General features: G+C 64.8%; 16 protein-coding genes and 1 pseudogene. 5 read left to right on the top strand and 12 right to left on the bottom strand.

The features are described 5' to 3' along the window. Window positions 1-23: 23 nt before the first annotated feature. The 3 genes and pseudogenes from ACSQ76_RS10405 to ACSQ76_RS10395 all read right to left on the bottom strand — a co-directional run bounded on the left by ACSQ76_RS10405 (window position 24) and on the right by ACSQ76_RS10395 (window position 3,409). Complete coding sequence (locus ACSQ76_RS10405) at window positions 24-1,388, bottom strand: cytochrome P450 (RefSeq protein WP_437156527.1); 1,365 nt, start codon at window positions 1,386-1,388, stop codon at window positions 24-26. Then, on the bottom strand, window positions 1,385-2,593 hold the full coding sequence (locus ACSQ76_RS10400; RefSeq protein WP_437156526.1) for a hypothetical protein: 1,209 nt from the start codon (window positions 2,591-2,593) through the stop codon (window positions 1,385-1,387). The genes ACSQ76_RS10405 and ACSQ76_RS10400 overlap by 4 nt, the downstream gene beginning before the upstream one ends. A 64-nt stretch (window positions 2,594-2,657) precedes the next feature. Next, window positions 2,658-3,409, bottom strand: a pseudogene (locus ACSQ76_RS10395) (cytochrome c biogenesis CcdA family protein). A gap of 105 nt (window positions 3,410-3,514) precedes the next feature. On the opposite strand from ACSQ76_RS10395, the gene ACSQ76_RS10390 reads away from it, so the two are divergent. Next, complete coding sequence (locus ACSQ76_RS10390) at window positions 3,515-3,742, top strand: sulfurtransferase TusA family protein (RefSeq protein ID WP_437156525.1); 228 nt, start codon at window positions 3,515-3,517, stop codon at window positions 3,740-3,742. Window positions 3,743-4,034: 292 nt separating this feature from the next. Here ACSQ76_RS10390 and ACSQ76_RS10385 read toward each other — a convergent pair whose 3' ends face one another. Together ACSQ76_RS10385 and ACSQ76_RS10380 are read right to left on the bottom strand one after the other, a co-directional pair. Beyond that, complete coding sequence (locus ACSQ76_RS10385) at window positions 4,035-4,373, bottom strand: hypothetical protein (protein WP_437156524.1); 339 nt, start codon at window positions 4,371-4,373, stop codon at window positions 4,035-4,037. Window positions 4,374-4,569: 196 nt separating this feature from the next. Continuing rightward, window positions 4,570-4,983 carry an ASCH domain-containing protein gene (locus ACSQ76_RS10380; protein ID WP_437156523.1) on the bottom strand — a complete coding sequence of 138 codons (414 nt, stop codon included), beginning with the start codon at window positions 4,981-4,983 and terminating at the stop codon, window positions 4,570-4,572. Window positions 4,984-5,125: 142 nt separating this feature from the next. On the opposite strand from ACSQ76_RS10380, the gene ACSQ76_RS10375 reads away from it, so the two are divergent. Next, window positions 5,126-5,488 carry a phasin family protein gene (locus ACSQ76_RS10375; protein WP_306128322.1) on the top strand — a complete coding sequence of 121 codons (363 nt, stop codon included), beginning with the start codon at window positions 5,126-5,128 and terminating at the stop codon, window positions 5,486-5,488. A gap of 285 nt (window positions 5,489-5,773) precedes the next feature. Next, window positions 5,774-7,573 (top strand): phosphomethylpyrimidine synthase ThiC, encoded by a 1,800-nt coding sequence (thiC, locus tag ACSQ76_RS10370; protein WP_437156522.1) that lies wholly within the window; start codon window positions 5,774-5,776, stop codon window positions 7,571-7,573. A gap of 241 nt (window positions 7,574-7,814) precedes the next feature. Here thiC and ACSQ76_RS10365 read toward each other — a convergent pair whose 3' ends face one another. The 7 genes from ACSQ76_RS10365 to purC all read right to left on the bottom strand — a co-directional run bounded on the left by ACSQ76_RS10365 (window position 7,815) and on the right by purC (window position 16,755). Next, window positions 7,815-10,589: an Rne/Rng family ribonuclease gene (locus tag ACSQ76_RS10365; RefSeq protein WP_437156521.1), complete on the bottom strand. Its 2,775-nt coding sequence runs from the start codon at window positions 10,587-10,589 to the stop codon at window positions 7,815-7,817. Window positions 10,590-11,059: 470 nt separating this feature from the next. Then, window positions 11,060-11,815, bottom strand: coding sequence for an SDR family NAD(P)-dependent oxidoreductase (locus ACSQ76_RS10360; protein WP_437156520.1), 756 nt, complete (start codon window positions 11,813-11,815; stop codon window positions 11,060-11,062). A gap of 61 nt (window positions 11,816-11,876) precedes the next feature. Beyond that, complete coding sequence (locus ACSQ76_RS10355) at window positions 11,877-13,211, bottom strand: sigma-54-dependent transcriptional regulator (RefSeq protein ID WP_437156519.1); 1,335 nt, start codon at window positions 13,209-13,211, stop codon at window positions 11,877-11,879. A 6-nt stretch (window positions 13,212-13,217) separates the two neighbouring features. Beyond that, window positions 13,218-14,993, bottom strand: a complete 1,776-nt coding sequence (locus ACSQ76_RS10350; RefSeq protein WP_437156518.1) for a sensor histidine kinase — start codon at window positions 14,991-14,993, stop codon at window positions 13,218-13,220. Between the two features lie 79 nt (window positions 14,994-15,072). Further along, the gene (gene purQ / locus ACSQ76_RS10345; protein ID WP_437156517.1) at window positions 15,073-15,741 is read right to left on the bottom strand and encodes a phosphoribosylformylglycinamidine synthase subunit PurQ; all 669 of its coding nucleotides are present in this window, start codon (window positions 15,739-15,741) and stop codon (window positions 15,073-15,075) included. After that, on the bottom strand, window positions 15,741-15,980 hold the full coding sequence (purS, locus tag ACSQ76_RS10340; protein WP_437156516.1) for a phosphoribosylformylglycinamidine synthase subunit PurS: 240 nt from the start codon (window positions 15,978-15,980) through the stop codon (window positions 15,741-15,743). Before purS ends, purQ begins: the two co-directional genes overlap by 1 nt. A gap of 13 nt (window positions 15,981-15,993) precedes the next feature. Next, the gene (purC, locus tag ACSQ76_RS10335; protein WP_152492292.1) at window positions 15,994-16,755 is read right to left on the bottom strand and encodes a phosphoribosylaminoimidazolesuccinocarboxamide synthase; all 762 of its coding nucleotides are present in this window, start codon (window positions 16,753-16,755) and stop codon (window positions 15,994-15,996) included. 159 nt (window positions 16,756-16,914) lie between these two features. On the opposite strand from purC, the gene ACSQ76_RS10330 reads away from it, so the two are divergent. After that, complete coding sequence (locus tag ACSQ76_RS10330; RefSeq protein WP_306128315.1) at window positions 16,915-17,229, top strand: DUF1476 domain-containing protein; 315 nt, start codon at window positions 16,915-16,917, stop codon at window positions 17,227-17,229. A gap of 435 nt (window positions 17,230-17,664) precedes the next feature. Further along, window positions 17,665-18,687 carry a betaine--homocysteine S-methyltransferase gene (gene bmt, locus ACSQ76_RS10325; protein WP_437156515.1) on the top strand — a complete coding sequence of 341 codons (1,023 nt, stop codon included), beginning with the start codon at window positions 17,665-17,667 and terminating at the stop codon, window positions 18,685-18,687. Window positions 18,688-18,846: the final 159 nt, after the last annotated feature.

Genomic DNA, 18,846 nt, shown 5'->3' with positions numbered 1-18,846 from the left:
TCTGAAAAGATTTGCCCCGGCCTCTAGCGCGGTGTGACCCTGAGCCAGATGCCGTCCTTGCCGCGCACGGTCAGGTGCGCCACCGGCATGGCGGGAGGCTCCGGGACACGCTCGAACCGGTAGGCCGCCACAAGCATGGACAGAAGCAGCGGACCCTCGATCATGGCGAACCCTGCCCCGGTGCAGACGCGCTGTCCGGCAGAGAACGGCATGTAGGCGCTGCGCAGGCAGGCCTTGCCGTTGTCGGTGGCAAAGCGCGAAGGGTCGAAATCGTCAGGGCGGTCCCAGAGGCGTTCGTGGCGGTGCTGGTGCCAGGGGCTGAGGACGATCTGGCTGCCTTTTCTCACCGCGCGGTTGCGGAAGGTTTCGGGACAGGCGGCCTCACGCACCATCATGGGCACGGGCGGGTAAAGGCGCAGGGTCTCGCGGAATACATCGCGGGACACGCGCAGCTTGCCCATGTCGGAGAAAGGCATGGTCCCGTCGGACAGCACGCCGTGGGCCTCATCGGCCAGCCGGTCCTGCCAGTCGGGGTGCATCGCCAGAAGGTAGAGCGCCCAGGCGAGTGCGGAAGCGGAGGTTTCGTGGCCCGCGAGGAAGAAGATCGCCACCTGGTCGACCATTTCGGGCGTGTCGAAACGATCGCCGGTTTCGGGGTCGGTGGTGGTCATGATCTTGGTAGCCAGATCGTCTGGCGCGGTGCCGGCCGCGATCTCGTCCATGCGGCGCGTCGTCAGCCGGGTGATCAGGTCGCGGATGGTGCGCGCGGTCGTCTTGGTCCTGGCCCGGTGAAAGCGCGGGAACCAGCTCGGCAGCGGCAGGAAGGCCGCGAGGTTCAGCATCGGCTGGGTGCGCTGATGCTCGCGAAATTCGTTGAAGACGCGGGTGGCGATCTCGTCCTCGATGGGGATCGAGAAGAGCGTGCGAAAGATCACGTCGGCGGCGACGTGGCTGGTCTCGGCCTCGATCTCGACGGGCTGGCCGGTGGCGTGCCGGGCCAGCCTGGCGACAGCGCCCTGCCCCGCGGCCAGCATGGCCGGAAAGGTATCGCGCAGGCGCCCGCCCTCGAAGGCCGGGTCGATGATGCGGCGCTGGCGTTTCCAGGTCTCGCCATTGGTGACGAAGACGGAGTTGCCCAGGAGCGGCGTGAGGCCTTCGCGCACGCGGTCGGATTTCGGGAAATCGTCGGGGCGCTCCTTGAGCACGAGGTCGACAAGCTCGGGCTGGTTGCAGAGGTAGGAGCGGAAGAACGGCGTGCGGAACTCGGCCATCCAGGCGCGGTATAGCCGTGCGGGCTGGGCCGAGAGAATGTCCTGACGGAAAAGCCGCATGTAGCGCCAGAGCGAAACGCGGCCCTCGCGGGCGGGCGGCTTGGGCGGTTGGCTCATGCCGCCATGCTCGTGTAGCGGGACGTGGCGCGTGTGATGCGGCTGGGCGACGGGGCGCGGTCGGCGTAGCGTTCGCCGAGAGTTTGGGGCCCGGCGGTGATCTGGAAATAGTCGTAATCGCCGGGGCGGTCGAAGGCGCAGAGATATTGGAAATGCAGGCGAAAGAAACGCCAGCGCAGGGCTTTCCAGCGTTCCGGACTGAGGGTCTGAGTGAAGGCAGCCGACAGGATCAGCGGCCAGCGCTGGTTTTCGGGGGCGACGCCCGAGACGCCCACGGGATCGCACAGCGCGAAGGCGCAGCCGTCGCCGGGCGCGGTGACGTCGACCCAGGCGAGTTCATCGCGGGAGCAGAGATAGTTGAGGTCGGCGCGGAGGCGGTCGGCGTCTCGCAGAAAGGACACCATCGGGACGACTTGTCCCAGCGTGAGGAACGAGAGTGTCGGGCCGTTTTCCGGCACGCGGCCCTGGCGGATGAGGTCGGCGAGGATGGAGACGCCCAGATGCACGCCGGAGGAATGGCCGACCACCAGCACCTCGTCCACGTCGCTGGTGAGCGCTGCTGCTATCTCGTCGGTGAACTGGGCCATCCGCGCCTCCAGCTCGGGCGGATTGGCGCCCTTGGATTGGGCCGAATACGCATAGTCGTGCATGAGGTAATAGGCGAAGAGCTTGTTGTCGCGGGCCTTGAACCAGTGGAGCACGGGCGGGATCACCGCGAGGCCCGCCCAGGCCGCGTAGGGGTGCAGAAGCGCCAGCAGGCGGCCCAGGGCGTAGGCCAGCGCGAGGGCCAGAGCCAGTTGAACGATCAGGAACCCCACCGGGTAGAGCGCGGCGATGACCGGCCCCTTGCGCAGGCGCATCAGGCGGAAGAGCGCGCCGGAGGCGATATAGATCCAGGCGGTGCGGATGAGTTGCAGATAGGTGCCGGCAATGCCGCGCTCCATGCTGTCGCGGACGATGTCGGACCAGACCAGCACGTCGAACTCTGCATGCACGCCCTGGCCGTCGATACGCGCGTCCACCTGCCAGCCGTAGCGGCCTTCGGATTTGCGGGCGGACAGGTCCAGCGCATAGCCCGAGAGGCGTGCCTGTTCCGCGCCCTCCTTGCGGTAGAGCTCGCGGTAGCGGCGCGGGTGGATGGGATCGTATCCCGGGATGTAGAACACCCGGCGGCGGGTGACGGTTGTGTCGGGTGGGCTGCTCATGCCAGACCTTTTATGGCCTCTTCTTGGCGCGATGGTAGCGCAAGTTTGGGGCGAGAGTAAGGCTTTAGCCCAGGGTGGCCAAGGCCGGGAACATCTCGAGCAGCCAGTAGGAGAAGGCGGCGAAACCGCCGGTCAGCATCAGCAGGCCGATGGTCCACAAAAGCAGGCCCATGATGCGCTCGATCTGGTCCATGTGGCGCTTCATCCAGGCCATGAGGCCGGTGAGGCGCGGCAGGAAGGCGGCGACCAGCAGGAAGGGAATGCCGAGGCCCGCGGCATAGACAGCGAGCAGCAGCGTGCCTCGCGTGACCGATGCCTCGGACGCCGCAAGCGACAGGATCGCGCCCAGTTGCGGCCCGATGCAGGGGTCCAGCCGAAAGCGAAGGCGAGACCGAGGATGTAGGCGCCGAACGTGGTGCCACCCTTGTCGCCCACGTCGAGGCGGGCCTCGCGGTCCAGCAGGCCTATGCGGAAGATGCCGAGGAAGTGCAGGCCGAAGACCATCACGATGAGGCCGGCCGCGGTGTTGAAATAATCCTGATATTGCAGCAGTTGGCGCCCCATGGCCGAGGCGGCGAACCCCAGAAGCAGGAACACCGTCGACAGGCCGAGCACGAAGAAAAGCGCGGGCAGGATCGCCTTGTTGCGCGTGGCGCGTGCACCTTGCAGGTCGGTCACGGTGACGCCGCTCATGTAGGCCAGGTAAGGTGGCACGATGGGCAGGACGCAGGGGCTGAGAAACGACACGACGCCGGCCACCAGCGCGATGGCCATGGCGGGGATCAGGGTGGCGTCTATGATGTCGATTCCGTACATGATCCTCGGTCTAGTTCAAAACGCGGGGGGCGTCACGCGGTGCGGGGTCACGCCCCGGTCACATCTCGGTGGACAGGCTGTAACGGTTGGATTACCTGCGGGCCCATGAGCGAACCTGAAATGATCGACGCCACCGGGCTGTTGTGCCCCCTGCCCGTTCTGAAGTTGCGCAAGCGGATGAAGCCGCTGGCGCCCGGCGACGTGATCGTGCTGCGCGCCGATGACCCGGCGGCGGTGATCGATGTGCCGCATTTCTGCGCCGAGGCGGGGCATGAACTGGTCGAGATGGTTGAGGACGGGGCAGTGACGCTGTACCGCGTGCGCAAAGGATAGACCGCATTCGGACCCGAAGGGCTGCTTGACAGGAAGAGTTTGACGCGGCGTCAGGATGCGTGCTCTCGAAGCGGCTTTTTGCCCCCTTCGTCATCCACGTGATCCCGATAGCGTGTCGATATCTTTGCCGCGCCCCGCCCGTCAATCGCGCGCATTGATCGAACCCTCGTCCTCTGACGCCGACGGTCCTTCGCAGGAGTTTGCGGCTCGAGGGTGATGAGGCTGGTGAGGTCAGCCTCATCGCAGGTGGAGATTGGTGTCCTCCGGGGCTTTTTTCGCTCCGGAGGTTCTCTCACCAGTCCTGGATCGGGTCACCGTTGCGGTCATGGCATTCGTAGTTGTCGTCTGGTGCGGTTACCATACCGCCACCTGCATCGTTGCAGCGCGCCACCCAGACATCGAGCTGTGCGTCGGTGTCGTGGTCCAGCCCGTGTGTGCCCGGACGGCCGTTTCCCTTCAGACCGCCAATTCCGGTGTCGCTGGACGTGCCAGACTTGAACTGGTGCATGCCTTCCGGATCGGTATTCTTGCGAGTCGCGGGCGTGTCCGCCATGGCGACATTGGTTGACGCCACGACGGTAATCGCCGAAAGGCCAAGTGCGATATTCGACAGAAGTTCACGGCGTTTCATGATCAGCTCCATTTTCAACGCATTATCAGTACGTCTGTAGGTCTCTTCGCCGAGCAGATTGGTTCAAAAGATTTCCTGCGCCGGCGCTTTGCCAATCTTCATCGCGGTTGCCCTGAACGAGGCCGGTCCCCGCATGCGCCAGCCCTGCGGCGCGCGGGTCGCCACCATGTTCGGCATACGGATGCTTGGAGACGTGTCAGCCCAGATCTTCGACCAGGCGGAAGCGTTCCCAGATGATCTGCATGTCGGGGGTAAAACCGCAGGTGCGTTCGAAATAGGCGCGGTGGCCTTCGCGCCAGCCTTCGAGGCTGTCATCCTCGCCTTCGGCCAGGGCCATCGCCTCGGACACCTCGTCGAAGCGGCAGCGGATCAGCTCGATCGTTTCGATCACCAGCGCCGGTGTGCCGTCCCAGTTGAGCGCGATGTCGCAACGCCCGACTTCCGGCGTGGCCTCGCCAGCCTGGAACTCGGCCAGCGCCCCGCAGGTCGCCACCTTTCGGCCCGCCCGCACGAGGGCCAGCAAGGTGTCGCACAGGGTGCGGTTGTCACCGAAGGTGAAGGTCTCGGCGCCGGGGTAGCGATGTTTGAGGGTTTCGAGGTCGGGGGACATGCAAGGAGTCCTTGGCGCTTGGCCCTGCGGTGCGGAGATTTTGCACGACACTGGCCCGAGGTAAAGATGCACCGGGTGGCGAAGGACGGGAATCGCGCTAGGATCATCCCTGCCCCGAGACCGACCGAAAGGAGTGGCAGAGATGGCGAAATCCACGAAGACGAAAGAGACCGCCGACGCCGTGGACCCGGCGGGCGCGGCGACCCGCGCGGGGATGGCGGCCTTCAGCCCCGTGGCCGCGACGGCGTGGATGGAGATCATGCAGGAAAGCATGCGGTTCATGAACGCACGGCTTCAGGAGGATATGGAGGTGCAGCGCGCGATGCTGGCGTGCACGACCCCGCAGGAGCTGATGAAGGTGCAGACCGATTTCTGCCGTAAGGCGATGGCGGATTATACCGAGGAAACGCAGCGCATGATGCGCAAGATGGGCCTTGCGGTGGAGGTGACGGCGGAGAAGGCCAAACCGAAGCCGGGCCGCGACCTTGACGACGTTCCGGTGTGATCCGGCGCGTTTCGCCGATTGACCGTTGAAATGACGGAAGCCTTTCGCTAGCGTGGCGCCACGCAGGGGGTCCCGCCCAGGGGACTGAGAGGCTGACGTGGGCAAATGCCCGGTGATGCGACCCTTTGAACCTGACCCAGTTGACACTGGCGTAGGAAGCTAGGATCGCACTCCCGGGCCGCCCGGGCGCTGCTGTCCGAAGACGGGGCCAAAGCGCCCCCGCGTTTCCCCCAAGCCACGCATCTTCTGGTGTCTTTTTGAGTATACCGCTTGAGGAGCGCCAAAATGAACGTACCCAATCCCAAGATCACCACGGGCGAGTTGCCCGCGTCGCGCAAGATCTATGTGAACGGCACGCAATACCCCGATATCCGGGTGCCGATGCGCGAGATCTCCGTGCATCCAACCTCCGGTGAAGAGCCCCTGCCCGTCTATGACAGTTCGGGGCCCTATACGGACCCGAATGTTCTGACGGATATCCGAGAAGGGCTGCCGAAGCTGCGGCGCGACTGGATCACTGCGCGGGGTGACGTCGAGGCGTACGAGGGCCGCGTGGTCAAGCCCGAGGACAATGGCTTTGTCGAGGGCGACCGGTTGACGCCGGAATTTCCCAATCTGGCCGCGCCGATGCGCGCGAAGGATGGCAAGGCGGTGACGCAGCTGGCTTATGCGCGAGCGGGCGTGGTGACGCCGGAGATGGAGTTCATCGCGATCCGCGAGAACCAAATGCGCGAGGCCGTGGCCGAAGCGCGGGACGGCAATGACTGGGGCGCCAATATCCCCGATTACGTGACGCCGGAATTCGTGCGTGACGAGGTGGCGGCGGGCCGGGCGATCATCCCGGCCAACATCAACCACCCCGAATCCGAGCCGATGATCATCGGGCGCAATTTCCTGGTGAAGATCAACGCCAACATGGGCACCTCCGCCGTGACCTCCTCGATGGAGGAGGAAGTAGACAAGCTGGTCTGGGCGATCCGCTGGGGGGCGGACACGGTGATGGACCTCAGCACCGGGCGCAACATCCACAACACGCGCGAATGGATCATCCGCAACAGCCCCGTGCCGATCGGGACCGTTCCGATCTACCAGGCGCTGGAGAAGGTGAACGGGATCGCCGAGGACCTGACCTGGGAGGTGTTCCGGGACACGCTGATCGAGCAGGCGGAACAGGGGGTGGATTATTTCACCATCCACGCGGGCGTGCGGCTGCACATGGTGCCGATGACGGTGGACCGGGTGACGGGCATCGTGTCGCGTGGCGGGTCGATCATGGCCAAATGGTGCCTGCACCATCACCGCGAGTCTTTCCTCTATGAGCATTTCGAGGAGATCTGCGACATCTGCCGGGCCTATGACGTGTCGTTCAGCCTTGGCGACGGGCTGCGGCCCGGGTCGATTGCGGATGCCAATGACGAGGCGCAGTTTGCGGAGCTGGAGACGCTGGGGGAGTTGACCAAGATCGCCTGGGCCAAGGATTGCCAGGTGATGATCGAGGGGCCGGGCCATGTGGCCATGCACAAGATCAAGGAGAACATGGACAAGCAGCTGGAGTGCTGTCACGAGGCGCCGTTCTATACGCTTGGGCCGCTGACCACGGATATCGCGCCGGGATACGACCATATCACCAGCGGGATCGGCGCGGCGATGATCGGGTGGTTCGGCTGCGCGATGCTGTGCTACGTGACGCCGAAAGAGCACTTGGGACTGCCGGACCGGGACGACGTGAAGACCGGCGTCATCACCTACAAGATCGCGGCCCACGCCGCCGACCTTGCCAAGGGCTTGCCGGGGGCGCAGCGGCGCGACGATGCGCTGAGCCGCGCGCGGTTCGAGTTCCGCTGGGAGGACCAGTTCAACCTGTCGCTGGACCCGGAGACGGCGCGGGAATTCCATGACCAGACCCTGCCCAAGGAGGCGCACAAGGTGGCGCATTTCTGTTCGATGTGCGGGCCGAAATTCTGCTCGATGCGGATCAGCCACGACATCCGCGCCGAGGCGCAGAAGGAAGGGATGGAGAAGATGGCCGCGAAGTTCCGCGAAGGCGGGGATCTGTACGTGCCGGTGGATGAGGCGGAGGAGTGAGTGCCGGGCTGACCCGGCACTCATCCCGGACCTGATCCGGGATCTCTTTATGCGGAGATTCTCGGGTCGAGCCCAAGGATGACGGAGGCTGGTGGGTTAACGTCATCCCGGACCTGATCCGGGATCTCTGACCGATGAGGTCCCGGGTCAAGCCCGGGACGGGTGGTTCTTGAACTGCCACAGCGCACAAATAAAAACGCCGGGGTCCTGCCCCGGCGTTTCCGCTTTTCGTCGAAGCGGTCTAACCTCCGAAAGACCACCAGCCCTTGCGCTTGGGCTTGTCCTCGTCCGCCTCTTTCGTGGCGGCCTCGGCAGTGTCGGCGGCCTCGGCGGCGACGGGCTCGGGCTTTTTCCGGGTCGAGGTCGAACGCGTGCGCGGTTTCCTGGCCGGCTTGGCCTCGGCCTCTGGTTCAGGAGACGTCTCGGCGACCGATTCCGACGCGGCTTCCGCTGCCTCCGGGGCCGGTGCTGGCGCAGGTTCCGGAGCGACCTCGGGAGCGGGGTCCGCTGGCGCTTCCGCCGCGGTCTCGGCTACGGGCTCTGCCTTTTTCCTGCTGCGCGAGCGCGGCTTGGGCTTCGGCTTGTCCGCCGGTTTGTCCTCGGGCGCGGCCCCGGCGCTCTCGGCCGCGGCCTCGGCGGCGGAGGTTTCTTCCTTGGGCGCGTCGTCGGTCTTCTTCTTGCGCGAGCGGCTTACGCGCTTGGGCTTGTCCTCTTTCGGCACCTCTTGTGAAGTATCTTCCGACTTGGCCGCGACAGGCTCGGCCTCGGACGGCTTGTCGTCCTTTTGAGACCCGTCCTCGTGCTGGGGCTGGTCGTTGGCCGATTGGTCATCGCCTGACTGGCCATTGTTGTCCTGGCCGTTGCCGTTCTGCCCGTTCTCGCCATTGCCGGATTTGGAACGCGAGCGCGACCGGCGCCGCCGCCGGCGCTTTTTCTTGGGCTGGCCCTCGTTATCGCCGTTGTCATTCTCCGGCGCGGGCGGGGCCTCGACGGGATCGGGCGCTTCGGCCGCCTCGGCGGCGTCGATATCGTCCATCAGCGAACTGTCGACCGATACCACGGCAGCGGAGGTCTGTTTCACCACGCGTGTCGCGGTCTTGAACTTTTCAAGCGAGAAGTCGGGGCTGATGAGCGCGGGGTCGCCCTCGATCCGCACCGACAGGCCATAGCGGCCCTCGATCTGCGCCACGTGTTCGCGTTTCTGGTTGATCAGGAAGTTGGCGATGCCCACGGGGCACTTGACCAGCACCTCGCGCGAGCGGCCACGGGTGCCTTCCTCTTCGATCTGGCGCAGGATGGAAAGCGCCATGCTGTCGTCCGAACGGATGAGGCCGGTGCCGTGGCAGGACGGGCATGGCTGGGTCGTGGCCTCGAGCATGCCGGGGCGCAGGCGCTGGCGGCTCATCTCCATCAGGCCGAAGCCCGAGATGCGGCCCACCTGGATGCGGGCGCGGTCGGTCTTGAGCCGGTCCTTCATGCGCTTTTCGACGGCGGCGTTGTTCTTGCGCTCGTCCATGTCGATGAAGTCGATCACGATGAGTCCCGCCAAGTCGCGCAGGCGCAGCTGGCGGGCGACCTCGTCGGCGGCTTCGAGGTTGGTCTTGAGCGCGGTTTCCTCGATCGAGCCTTCCTTGGTGGCGCGGCCGGAGTTCACGTCGATGGCCACCAGCGCCTCGGTCACGCCGATGACGATGTAGCCGCCGGATTTCAGCTGGACCGTGGGGTTGAACATGCCCGCGAGGTACGATTCCACCTGGTAGCGCGCGAAGAGCGGCAGGGTGTCGCCGTATTGCTTCACGTTCTTGGCATGGGACGGCATGATCATCTTCATGAAGTCCTTGGCGATACGGTAGCCGCGCTCGCCTTCCACATGCACCTCGTCGATATCGCGATTGTAGAGGTCGCGGATCGAGCGTTTGATCAGGTCGCCCTCTTCGTAGATCTTGGCCGGCGCGATGGATTTCAGCGTCAGCTCGCGGATCTGTTCCCACAGGCGTTGCAGGTACTCGTAATCGCGCTTGATCTCGGACTTGGTGCGCTTGGCCCCGGCGGTGCGCACGATCAGGCCCGCGCCCTTGGGCAGGTCGATCTCGTTCGCGATCTCCTTGAGCTTCTTGCGGTCGGTGGCGTTGGTGATCTTGCGGCTGATGCCGCCGCCGCGGGCGGTGTTGGGCATCAACACGCAGTAGCGGCCCGCGAGGCTGAGATACGTGGTCAGCGCCGCGCCCTTGTTGCCGCGCTCTTCCTTGACGACCTGCACCAGCAGGATCTGGCGGACCTTGATGACCTCCTGGATCTTGTAGCGGCGCGGGCGCGGTTTGCGCGGCGGGCGGATATCCTCGTGGTCGTCGTCATCGGCGACGGATTCGATGGTCTCGTCCTTGGAGGAGGCGTCGGAGCGCTTTTCGCTGTCGTCGTCGTGATCGTGACCGGCACCCTCGTCCGTCTCTGCCGTGGCGGCCTCGGTCGTGTCATCGTCCGAGTCGTTGTCCGTCTCGTCGTCCTGCGGTTCCTCGACCGGAGTGTCGGCCACGGTTTCCATCGGCGAGAGCCCCTCGCCCTCGGCCGTACCCTCGTCGTCGAGGTCGATGGTTTCCATCCCGTCGATATCCGATTTGGCAACGGAATCTCCGTTGTCCGCGTCAGTCGCCTTGGACGAGCGCCGCCGGCGGCTGCGCTTGGGTTTGGGTTTCTCGTCTTCCTCGTCGCGCGCCCTCATTGCCTCGGCATAGGCGCGTTCCTCTTCCAGGAGCGCCTCGCGGTCGGCCACGGGGATCTGGTAATAGTCGGGGTGGATCTCGGTAAAGGCGAGGAAACCGTGGCGGTTGCCGCCGTAATCGACGAAGGCCGCCTGAAGAGACGGCTCCACCCGTGTGACCTTTGCGAGGTAGATGTTGCCAGCTAGCTGGCGCTTGTTTTCCGATTCAAAGTCGAACTCCTCGACCTTGTTTCCGTCCACCACCACGACGCGGGTTTCCTCCGCGTGGGTGGCATCGATAAGCATTTTCTTGGGCATGTATGTCCGTTGCACGACGAAGGCCGCCGGCCCCCTGGGGGTGCGAGCGTGCGTTGGTCGTGTCTTTTTCGAGCGATATGCGACACGCGGCAGGCCCGACCGGATCGGGTCTTGCTGTGGAACGTCGATGTTCTCGCGCGCGTCATCGCGGTTCTTCTCCAGGGCGTCGGGCCTCGGCCCCTGCCCCCGTTCATGTGCCGCATCGCCCCTTGGGGCGTGCCGGCGTCTCGTGGTCCCGTCGGGACCCAATCGGTTGCCCCGCGACCCGTCTTGCGGATCCGAGGCAGCGAAACTCTGGAATGGTCCACAAAAGGTGAACCATCTTCCCTAAATAAGGGCTGAGTGCGGTAAAACACAATGGGTAATCTTGCGCCTGCCACAAATGGCGGCGGTGCGCCACCACACGCGATGGGAGAATGCCCGCGAAAAATGCACCTGCGCGGAACCTGTATCGCGCAGGTCTGCGGAAGTCAGGCCGAGAAGTTCGGCTGGCCGTTCGATGCCGAAAGGCCGCCATCGACGGGCAGCACCACGCCGTTGACGAAGCGGGCGTCATGCGAAGCGAGAAAGGCGATGACGCTTGCCACCTCTTCGGGTTTGGCGCCCCGGCCCATCGGGATGCGATCGGAAAAACGCTTCATCAGGGCGTCGTCGTCGCGGATATCCGTTGTCAACTCGGTCTCGGTCAGCGACGGCGCCACGGCGTTGACGCGGATCTCGGGCGCGAGATCGAGCGCCATGGCACGGGTCATGTTGCTGATCGCGCCCTTCGAGGCGTTGTAGCCGAACATCGCCCAGTCGCCACGTTCGCCCGACACCGAGGACGTGTTGACGATGCAGGCGCCGTCGGCCTTTTTCAGCTCCGGCAGTGCCGCGGTCACGCAGTTGAAGGTACCGCCCACGTTGATGTGCATCTGGGCATTGAAATCGTCGTGGCTGAGTGCGCCCGGCTCGCCGCCGCGGGCGATGCCGGCATTGTTGACGAGGCAGGTCAGGCCGCCGAAGCTGTCGACCGCCTCCTCGACCAGGCGCGCGGCATCATCAGGGTTCGCCACGTCGCCCTGCACCACGCGGACGTGCATTTCGGGCAGCTCGGCCGCGACGGCATCGAGCTTTTCGCGGGTGCGGCCGTTGAGAACGACGTTCCAGCCGTCATCTGCAAAGCGTTTGGCGGTGGCGGCGCCGATACCGGAACCGGCGCCGGTGATGATGACGGTGCGGGTCATGCTGCTCTCTCCTTGTTTGTTACAGGAGAAACGCGCGGGCGCTGACCCGGTTCCGGCAGGCTCAGAGGTAGTCGGAGCGTTGCAGGCCGTATTTCGCCATCTTCTCGTTGAGGGTCCGGCGCGGCAGGCAGAGTTCCTCCATCACGCTGGCGATGGAGCCCTTGTGGCGGCGCATGGTGTTGTCGATCAGCATCCGCTCGAACGCCTCGACATATTCCTTGAGCGGCTTGCCCTCGGTCGTCATTACCGGCTGCATGTCCTGATGGTCGGACATCAGGAGCGAAGCAATGGTGCCCGAGCCGCGGCGCGATTGCAGGACGGCGCGTTCGGCGATGTTGATGAGTTGCCGCACGTTGCCCGGCCAGGGCGCCTGCAAGAGTTGCGCGGCTTCCTGGGCGGAGACCTGTGGCGCCTCGCAACCGTAATCGTCGGCGAAGGCGTCGGAGAAGCGGGTGAAGAGGGTCAGGATATCCTCGCCCCGCTGGCGCAGGGGCGGCACGGTGATGCGCAGCGCGCCGAGGCGGTAGAAGAGGTCTGAGCGCAGGGCGTCCTCGCAGGTGCGGTCCTGTTCCTGCATGTTGGAAATGGCCACGACGCGGGTTTCGGGCGGGGTGCCTTCCTCGTTGACGAAACTGAGCAGCTTGGCCTGCGCGGGTTCGCTGAGTTTCTCGATATCCTCCAGCACCAGCGTGCCGCCGCGGGCCTCTTCCACGGCAGGCAGGCGAGTGTCCTCGGGCTGCATCGGGCCGAAGAGGCGCTTCATCAGGGCGTCTTCCTCGATGCCCGAGCAGGAGATCAGGACGAATTTCTTGCCGGCGCGGGCGCCGACGGCGTGCAGGGCGTGGGCCACGAGGGTCTTGCCGGTGCCGGTCTCGCCCTCGATCAGGACGTGGCCGTCGGCCTGGCCCAGGTCGAGAATGTCCTCCTTGAGGCGTTCCATCACCGGCGAGGCGCCGATGAGCTTTTTCATCAACTGGCCGCCATCGGAAAGCTCGCGCCGCAGCGCGCGGCTGTCCAGAACCATGCGGCGGGCGTTGGTGGCGCGCTTGGCCAGCTCGTTCATCCGGTCGGGGTTGAACGGCTTTTCGAGGAAGTCGTAGGCCCCTACCCGCATCGCCTCGACCGCCATGGGCACGTCGCCGTGGCCGGTGATCATGATCACTGGCAGAGAGCTGTCGCTGCCCATCAGCTTTTTCAGGAATTGCATCCCGTCCATGCCGGGCATCTTGATGTCGGTCACCACGATGCCGGGATAATCCGGCCCCAGCACCTTGAGCGCCTCTTCGGCGGAGGGGAAGGCCTCGGTGTCGTATCCCGACAGGGCCAGCCATTGGCTGATCGACTGGCGCATATCCTTTTCATCGTCGATGATGGCGATTTTCATGGCGGTCGGCATGTCCTTTTACTCCGCTGCTCTTGTCGCGTCCGGTTGGGCGTCTTCGGTCAATATGGGTAGCTGCATTTCGAATACAGCCCCCCCGTTGGCGGCGTTGCGCGCCGTCAGACGGCCGCCGAGGTCGTTTACGATACCCGAGGAAATGGCAAGCCCCAAGCCGACACCGTCGCCGGGCTGCTTGGTGGTGTAGAAAGGCTCGAACAGGTTGTCGATATCGGCGATGCCCGAGCCGTTGTCGCGCACGGTGAGAACGGCTGTCTCGCCCGCGGCCAGCAGGATGTCGATCCGGGCCTCGGGTTCGTTCTGGGTGGCGTCCATGGCGTTGCGCAGAAGGTTGATGATGACCTGCTCGATACGCACCCGGTCGCCCATCACCCAGACCGCTTCCTCGGGCATGGTGCGGGTGATATCGACCTTGCGTTCGCGCAGCTGCGGTTCCATCAGCGCGAGCGCCGAATAGATCGCATCGCCCATGTTTACAGGCTGAAAGCGGTTGCCGTCCTGCCGGGCGTAGGATTTGAGCTGCTTGGTGATTGCGCCCATCCGCTCGATCAGGTCGTCGATGCGTTGGAACGAGCTGACGGCCTCGTCGGGGCGGTTGCGCGACAGCAGGAGGCGGGCGCCGGCCAGGTAGGTCTTCATCGCCGCAAGAGGCTGGTTCAGCTCGTGGCTGACGGCCGCCGACATCTCGCCCAGCACGGCCAGCTTGGAGCTTTGCTGAAGCGTCTGTTCGGCCACCGCAAGGTTTTCCTGCACCCTCTGGCGTTCGGCGATTTCCCGCTGCAACCGCGCGTTCAATGCGCGAAGCTCCGCCGACTCGCGCTGGAAGAGCGAGGCGCGCGCCGCCGTCTTGCGGTTGAGGAAATAGAAGGCCAGCGCCAGCAGGATGGCGAAGATCATGATTTCAAGCGCCAGCACGCCGTTCACCTTGTCGCGCACCGAGGCGTAGGTGGTGAAGGACGCGATGCGCCAGCCCCGGAAGGCCACCCTGCCCTCGACCCGCATCACCGCCTCGCCTTCGACATAGGCGTCGGGCGGCAGGCTGGACCAGTCGGTGGTGGCCTGGATGGCGCGGAAGATTGCGGAACTGGGCGGCTCGCGCGTCAGCGCGTCCTGTTCGGTCAACCCGCGCCAGCGCGGTTCGGTCGCCAGGATGATGCGGCCCTGCGAGTCGGTGACCAGCACGGCGTCGGAAATACCGGCCCAGGCGCGTTCGAATTTCTGCAGATTGATCTCGACCACGATCATGCCGGCCAGCGTCTGGTTGCTGTCCACGCGGCGCGAATAGAAAAAGCGGAAGGCGCCGGTTTCGTCCTGCACGATGGTGAAGACGTTGTCGCGGCTGCGCAGGGTGTCGACGAAGTAAGGCGCATCGCGGGCGGATTGCCCGATGCGGGCGCGGTCGGTGGCGGCGACGACACGGCCGTCGGCGTCCAGAAGCGTCAGCGAGGCGGCCTCGATCTCTTCGTTGAAGGTGATAAGGCGTTGGGACGATTGCGTAAAATTGCCCGCGTCAAGTGCACTGATGAGCGCCGGGTCACGCGCCAGAAGCTGCGGCACGATGGCGTTCTGGCGCAGCTCGGACAGAAGGTTGCCGGAATAGAGTGCCAGGCGCAATTCGGCGCGGTTACGGGTGTTTTCGGTGAAACGGTCGGTCAGCAGGCTGTTGGTGACGGCGACGACTCCGATGGCCAGCGCCACCAGCGTCAACAGCGCCAGACGCGCGCGCCAACCCAGCGTGCGCCCGTTCCTGTCCTCGCGTGAAAAGAACCCCCTGGCCATGCTTCAGATTACGCCGTCGCCGGGGGCGGAACAAGAGTGGTCCACGGCGCGCCCGGCGGGTTGCCGCCGGAACACGGGATCAGGCGTTCTCCAGGCTGCCGACGAGGCTGGAAAAGAGTGTCGCGCCCTCGGTGTTGCCGTGGGTTTCCTCGGCCATGCGCTCGGGGTGGGGCATCATGCCCAGCACGCGGCGGTTGTCCGACAGGATGCCGGCGATGTCCTGCTGCGAGCCGTTGGGGTTTTCGACGTAGCGAAAGGCGACGCGATCCTCGTCGTTCAAACGCTGGAGCGTGTCCGCGTCGGCATAGTAATTGCCGTCGTGATGCGCGATCGGAATGGTGATCGTGGTGCCCGCGTTGTAGCCCGACGTATAGGCTGAATTCGAAGTTTCCACTTTCAGGTCAAGGGCTTTGCAGACATACTTCAACCCGGCGTTTCGCAGCAGAACCCCCGGCAGAAGCCCGGTTTCCGTCAGCACCTGGAAACCGTTGCAGATGCCCAGCACATAGCCGCCCTTTTCCGCGTGCGCCTTGACCGACTGGCAAATGGGCGAGTTGGCCGCAATTGCGCCGCAGCGCAGGTAGTCGCCAAAGGAAAAACCGCCCGGCACGCCGATCACGTCGACCCCGGCGGGCATCTCGGTGTCCTTGTGCCAGACCATCGAAACCTTGGCGCCCGCGTTCTCGAACGCGACCTTCATGTCACGGTCGCAGTTGGAGCCGGGAAAGACGATGACGGCGGCGTGCATCAGGTGATCTCCACCGAATAGGATTCGATGACCGTGTTCGCCAGCAGCTTTTCGCACATGGCCGTGACCGTTTCCTTGGCCTTGCCCGGATCGGTCTCTGTCAGGTCCAGTTCGATGATCTTGCCCTGGCGCACGCCCTCGACCCCGTCGAAGCCCAGCGAGCCAAGCGCGTGGCGCACCGCCTCGCCCTGCGGGTCCAGAACACCGTTTTTCAGCATGACGTGTACGCGGGCTTTCATGTGGTCGATTCCCCTAGTTGATCAGAGTCGGTTTGGTCACGGGCGGGTTGGTCTTGGGCATGACGCCCAGGCGCTTGGCCACCTCGGTATAGGCATCCGTCAGGCTGCCCAGGTCGCGGCGGAACACATCCTTGTCGAGTTTCTGGCCGGTCTCGATATCCCACAGCCGGCAGCTGTCGGGCGAGATCTCGTCGGCCACGATCAGGCGCATGAAATCGCCGTCATAGACGCGGCCGATCTCGATCTTGAAATCCACCAGCTTGATGCCGACGCCGTACATGACACCGGCGAGGAAGTCGTTCACGCGCAGCGCGAGCGACAGGATATCGTCCATGTCCTGCTGCGTGGCCCAGCCGAAGGCGGCGATATGTTCCTCGGTCACGAGCGGGTCGCCGAGGGCGTCGTCTTTCAGGCAGTATTCCACGATCGGACGCGGCAGCTGCGTGCCCTCGTCCATGCCCAGCCGCTTGGCCATCGAGCCGGCGGCATAGTTGCGCACGATCACCTCGAGCGGAATGATCTCGCAGGCACGGACCAGCTGCTCGCGCATGTTGATCCGCTTGAGGAAGTGGTTGGGGATGCCGACATTGGTCAGGCCGGTCATGAAGTATTCCGAGAGCATGTTGTTGAGCACGCCCTTGCCTTCGATCACATCGCGTTTTTCCGCGTTGAAGGCGGTGGCGTCGTCCTTGAAATACTGCACGATGGTGCCCGGTTCGGGGCCTTCGAACAGGGTCTTCGCCTTGCCTTCGTAGATTTTCTTGCGCCGCGCCATGGGCTCTCTTTCATATGGGGCCGCGTTGAGGGACTCGCGGCATCTGGCGTTCTCATAGTGCATGCGGCGAAATGGGGCAAGAAGCCCTTAGGCACTTGCGTCCGCGCGGGCTTGCGGCCATATCTGGGACAACTGAAATACCTGCCCCGGGGAGAGCTGATGAGCACTTTCGACGATCGTGAAAACGCCTTTGAAAACAAGTATGCCCACGACGAGGAAATGAAATTCAAGGCCGAGGCGCGGCGCAACAAGCTGTTGGGCCTGTGGGCGGCGGAAATCCTGGGCAAGACCGGGGCGGATGCCGATGCCTATGCGAAAGAGGTCGTGCTGTCGGATTTCGAGGAAGCGGGTCACGAGGACGTGGTGCGCAAGGTCGCGGGTGATCTGGGCGACATGGCCGATGCCGATACGATCCGCTCGAAGATGGACGAGCTTCTGCGCGTGGCGCAGGAGCAGTTGATGAAGGAAAGTTGAGGGCGCGTGGGTTCTCACCCATTAGAGGTGGGTTTTCACCCGCCCTACGCGGCAAGGGCGACCAGGTCGCGATTAACTTCCCTTAATTTGATCTGTTAAGCTGCTGGTAACGCCAGGTCTTCAACCTTGGGGCGGTTCGCTGAGCCCAAGCGGTGTTCATCGCCTGGCAGGACAGTTCAAGAGCAGCTTTGGCGCCCTGCCGGTGCCGCGCCTGGCGCTGGTCCGGAGCCGTTTAGGGCGGTGCCTGGGCCTGCCGGGCCTGTGGCTGGTCATTCGCCGGCCTGCCGCGCGCATGGTATAGAGACGCACGAACGAGACGCGCGCGGGACGCTGGCGGCGGACGGTATCGTGGTTCAGGAAGAAGTCGCGTATTTTGGATTTGCGCGCGCACGGAATGTATGAGATTGCCTGCCGATATTGGACAGAGGGCAGCGCATGACCAACGCACTGAGCAAGATGATGGCCGAGCGGGACTGGATCCTCGCGGATGGGGCCACCGGCACCAATCTTTTCAACATGGGTCTGAGCTCCGGTGACGCGCCCGAGATGTGGAACGTGGAGCATCCCGACCGGATCGAAAAGCTTTACGCCATGGCCGTCGATGCGGGCAGCGACCTGTTCCTGACCAATTCCTTTGGCGGCAACGCCTCGCGACTGAAGCTGCACGGCGCGCAGAAGCGGGCGCGCGAGTTGAGCCGCGTCTCGGCGGAGATCGGGCGCGAGGTGGCCGACCGTCGCGACCGCCCCGTGGTTGTGGCCGGGTCCGTCGGCCCCACCGGCGAGATCATGGCGCCGATGGGCAGCCTGACCCACGAACTGGCGGTGGAGATTCTTCACGAACAGGCCGAAGGGCTGAAGGAAGGCGGCGCCGACGTTCTGTGGCTGGAGACGATCAGCGCCCCCGAGGAATACAAGGCCGCGGCGGAAGCGTTCAAGCTGGCCGAGATGCCGTGGTGCGGCACGATGAGTTTCGACACGGCCGGGCGCACGATGATGGGCCTGACCTCGGCCGACATGGCCGTGATGGTGGAGAAACTGGATCATAAGCCGCTGGCTTTTGGCGCCAATTGCGGCGTCGGCGCGTCGGACCTGATGCGCACGGTGCTGGGCTTTGTGGCGCAGGGCACCGAGCGGCCGATCGTGGCCAAGGGCAATGCCGGCATACCGAAATACGTGGACGGGCATATCCATTACGACGGCACACCCGACCTGATGGCGGATTACGCCGTGCTGGCCCGCGATGCGGGGGCGACGATCATCGGCGGTTGCTGTGGCACGATGCCCGAGCACCTGTCGAAGATGCGCGAGGCGCTGGAGACGCGGCCGCGCGGCGCGCGCCCGACGCTGGAGCAGATCACCGAGGCGCTGGGGGCGTTTTCGTCGGCGGTGGACGGCACCGAGGATGATGACGACGACACGCCACGCCCGGCGCGGCGCAACCGGCGGCGGCGCGGGTAAGCGGCACGTCTCTTCGGGCCGGAGCGGCACGTCGCGGGCGTAGGGTGGGTGAAAACCCACGCCCCCTGGCCCGCCGGGTTCGCTGCTGCCTTTCGGGCGGCGCGATCGACTTCCGTAAGGATCGCGGCCCGGAGGATGACCCGAAGACGGGTGGTCGGC

The sequence above is a fragment of the Roseovarius sp. B08 genome (genome assembly GCF_051417955.1).
In the GTDB taxonomy this organism is placed as follows: Bacteria; Pseudomonadota; Alphaproteobacteria; order Rhodobacterales; family Rhodobacteraceae; genus Roseovarius.
The sequence above is the reverse complement of the archived record's forward strand: the minus strand, read 5'-3'. Positions and strand labels throughout refer to the sequence as shown.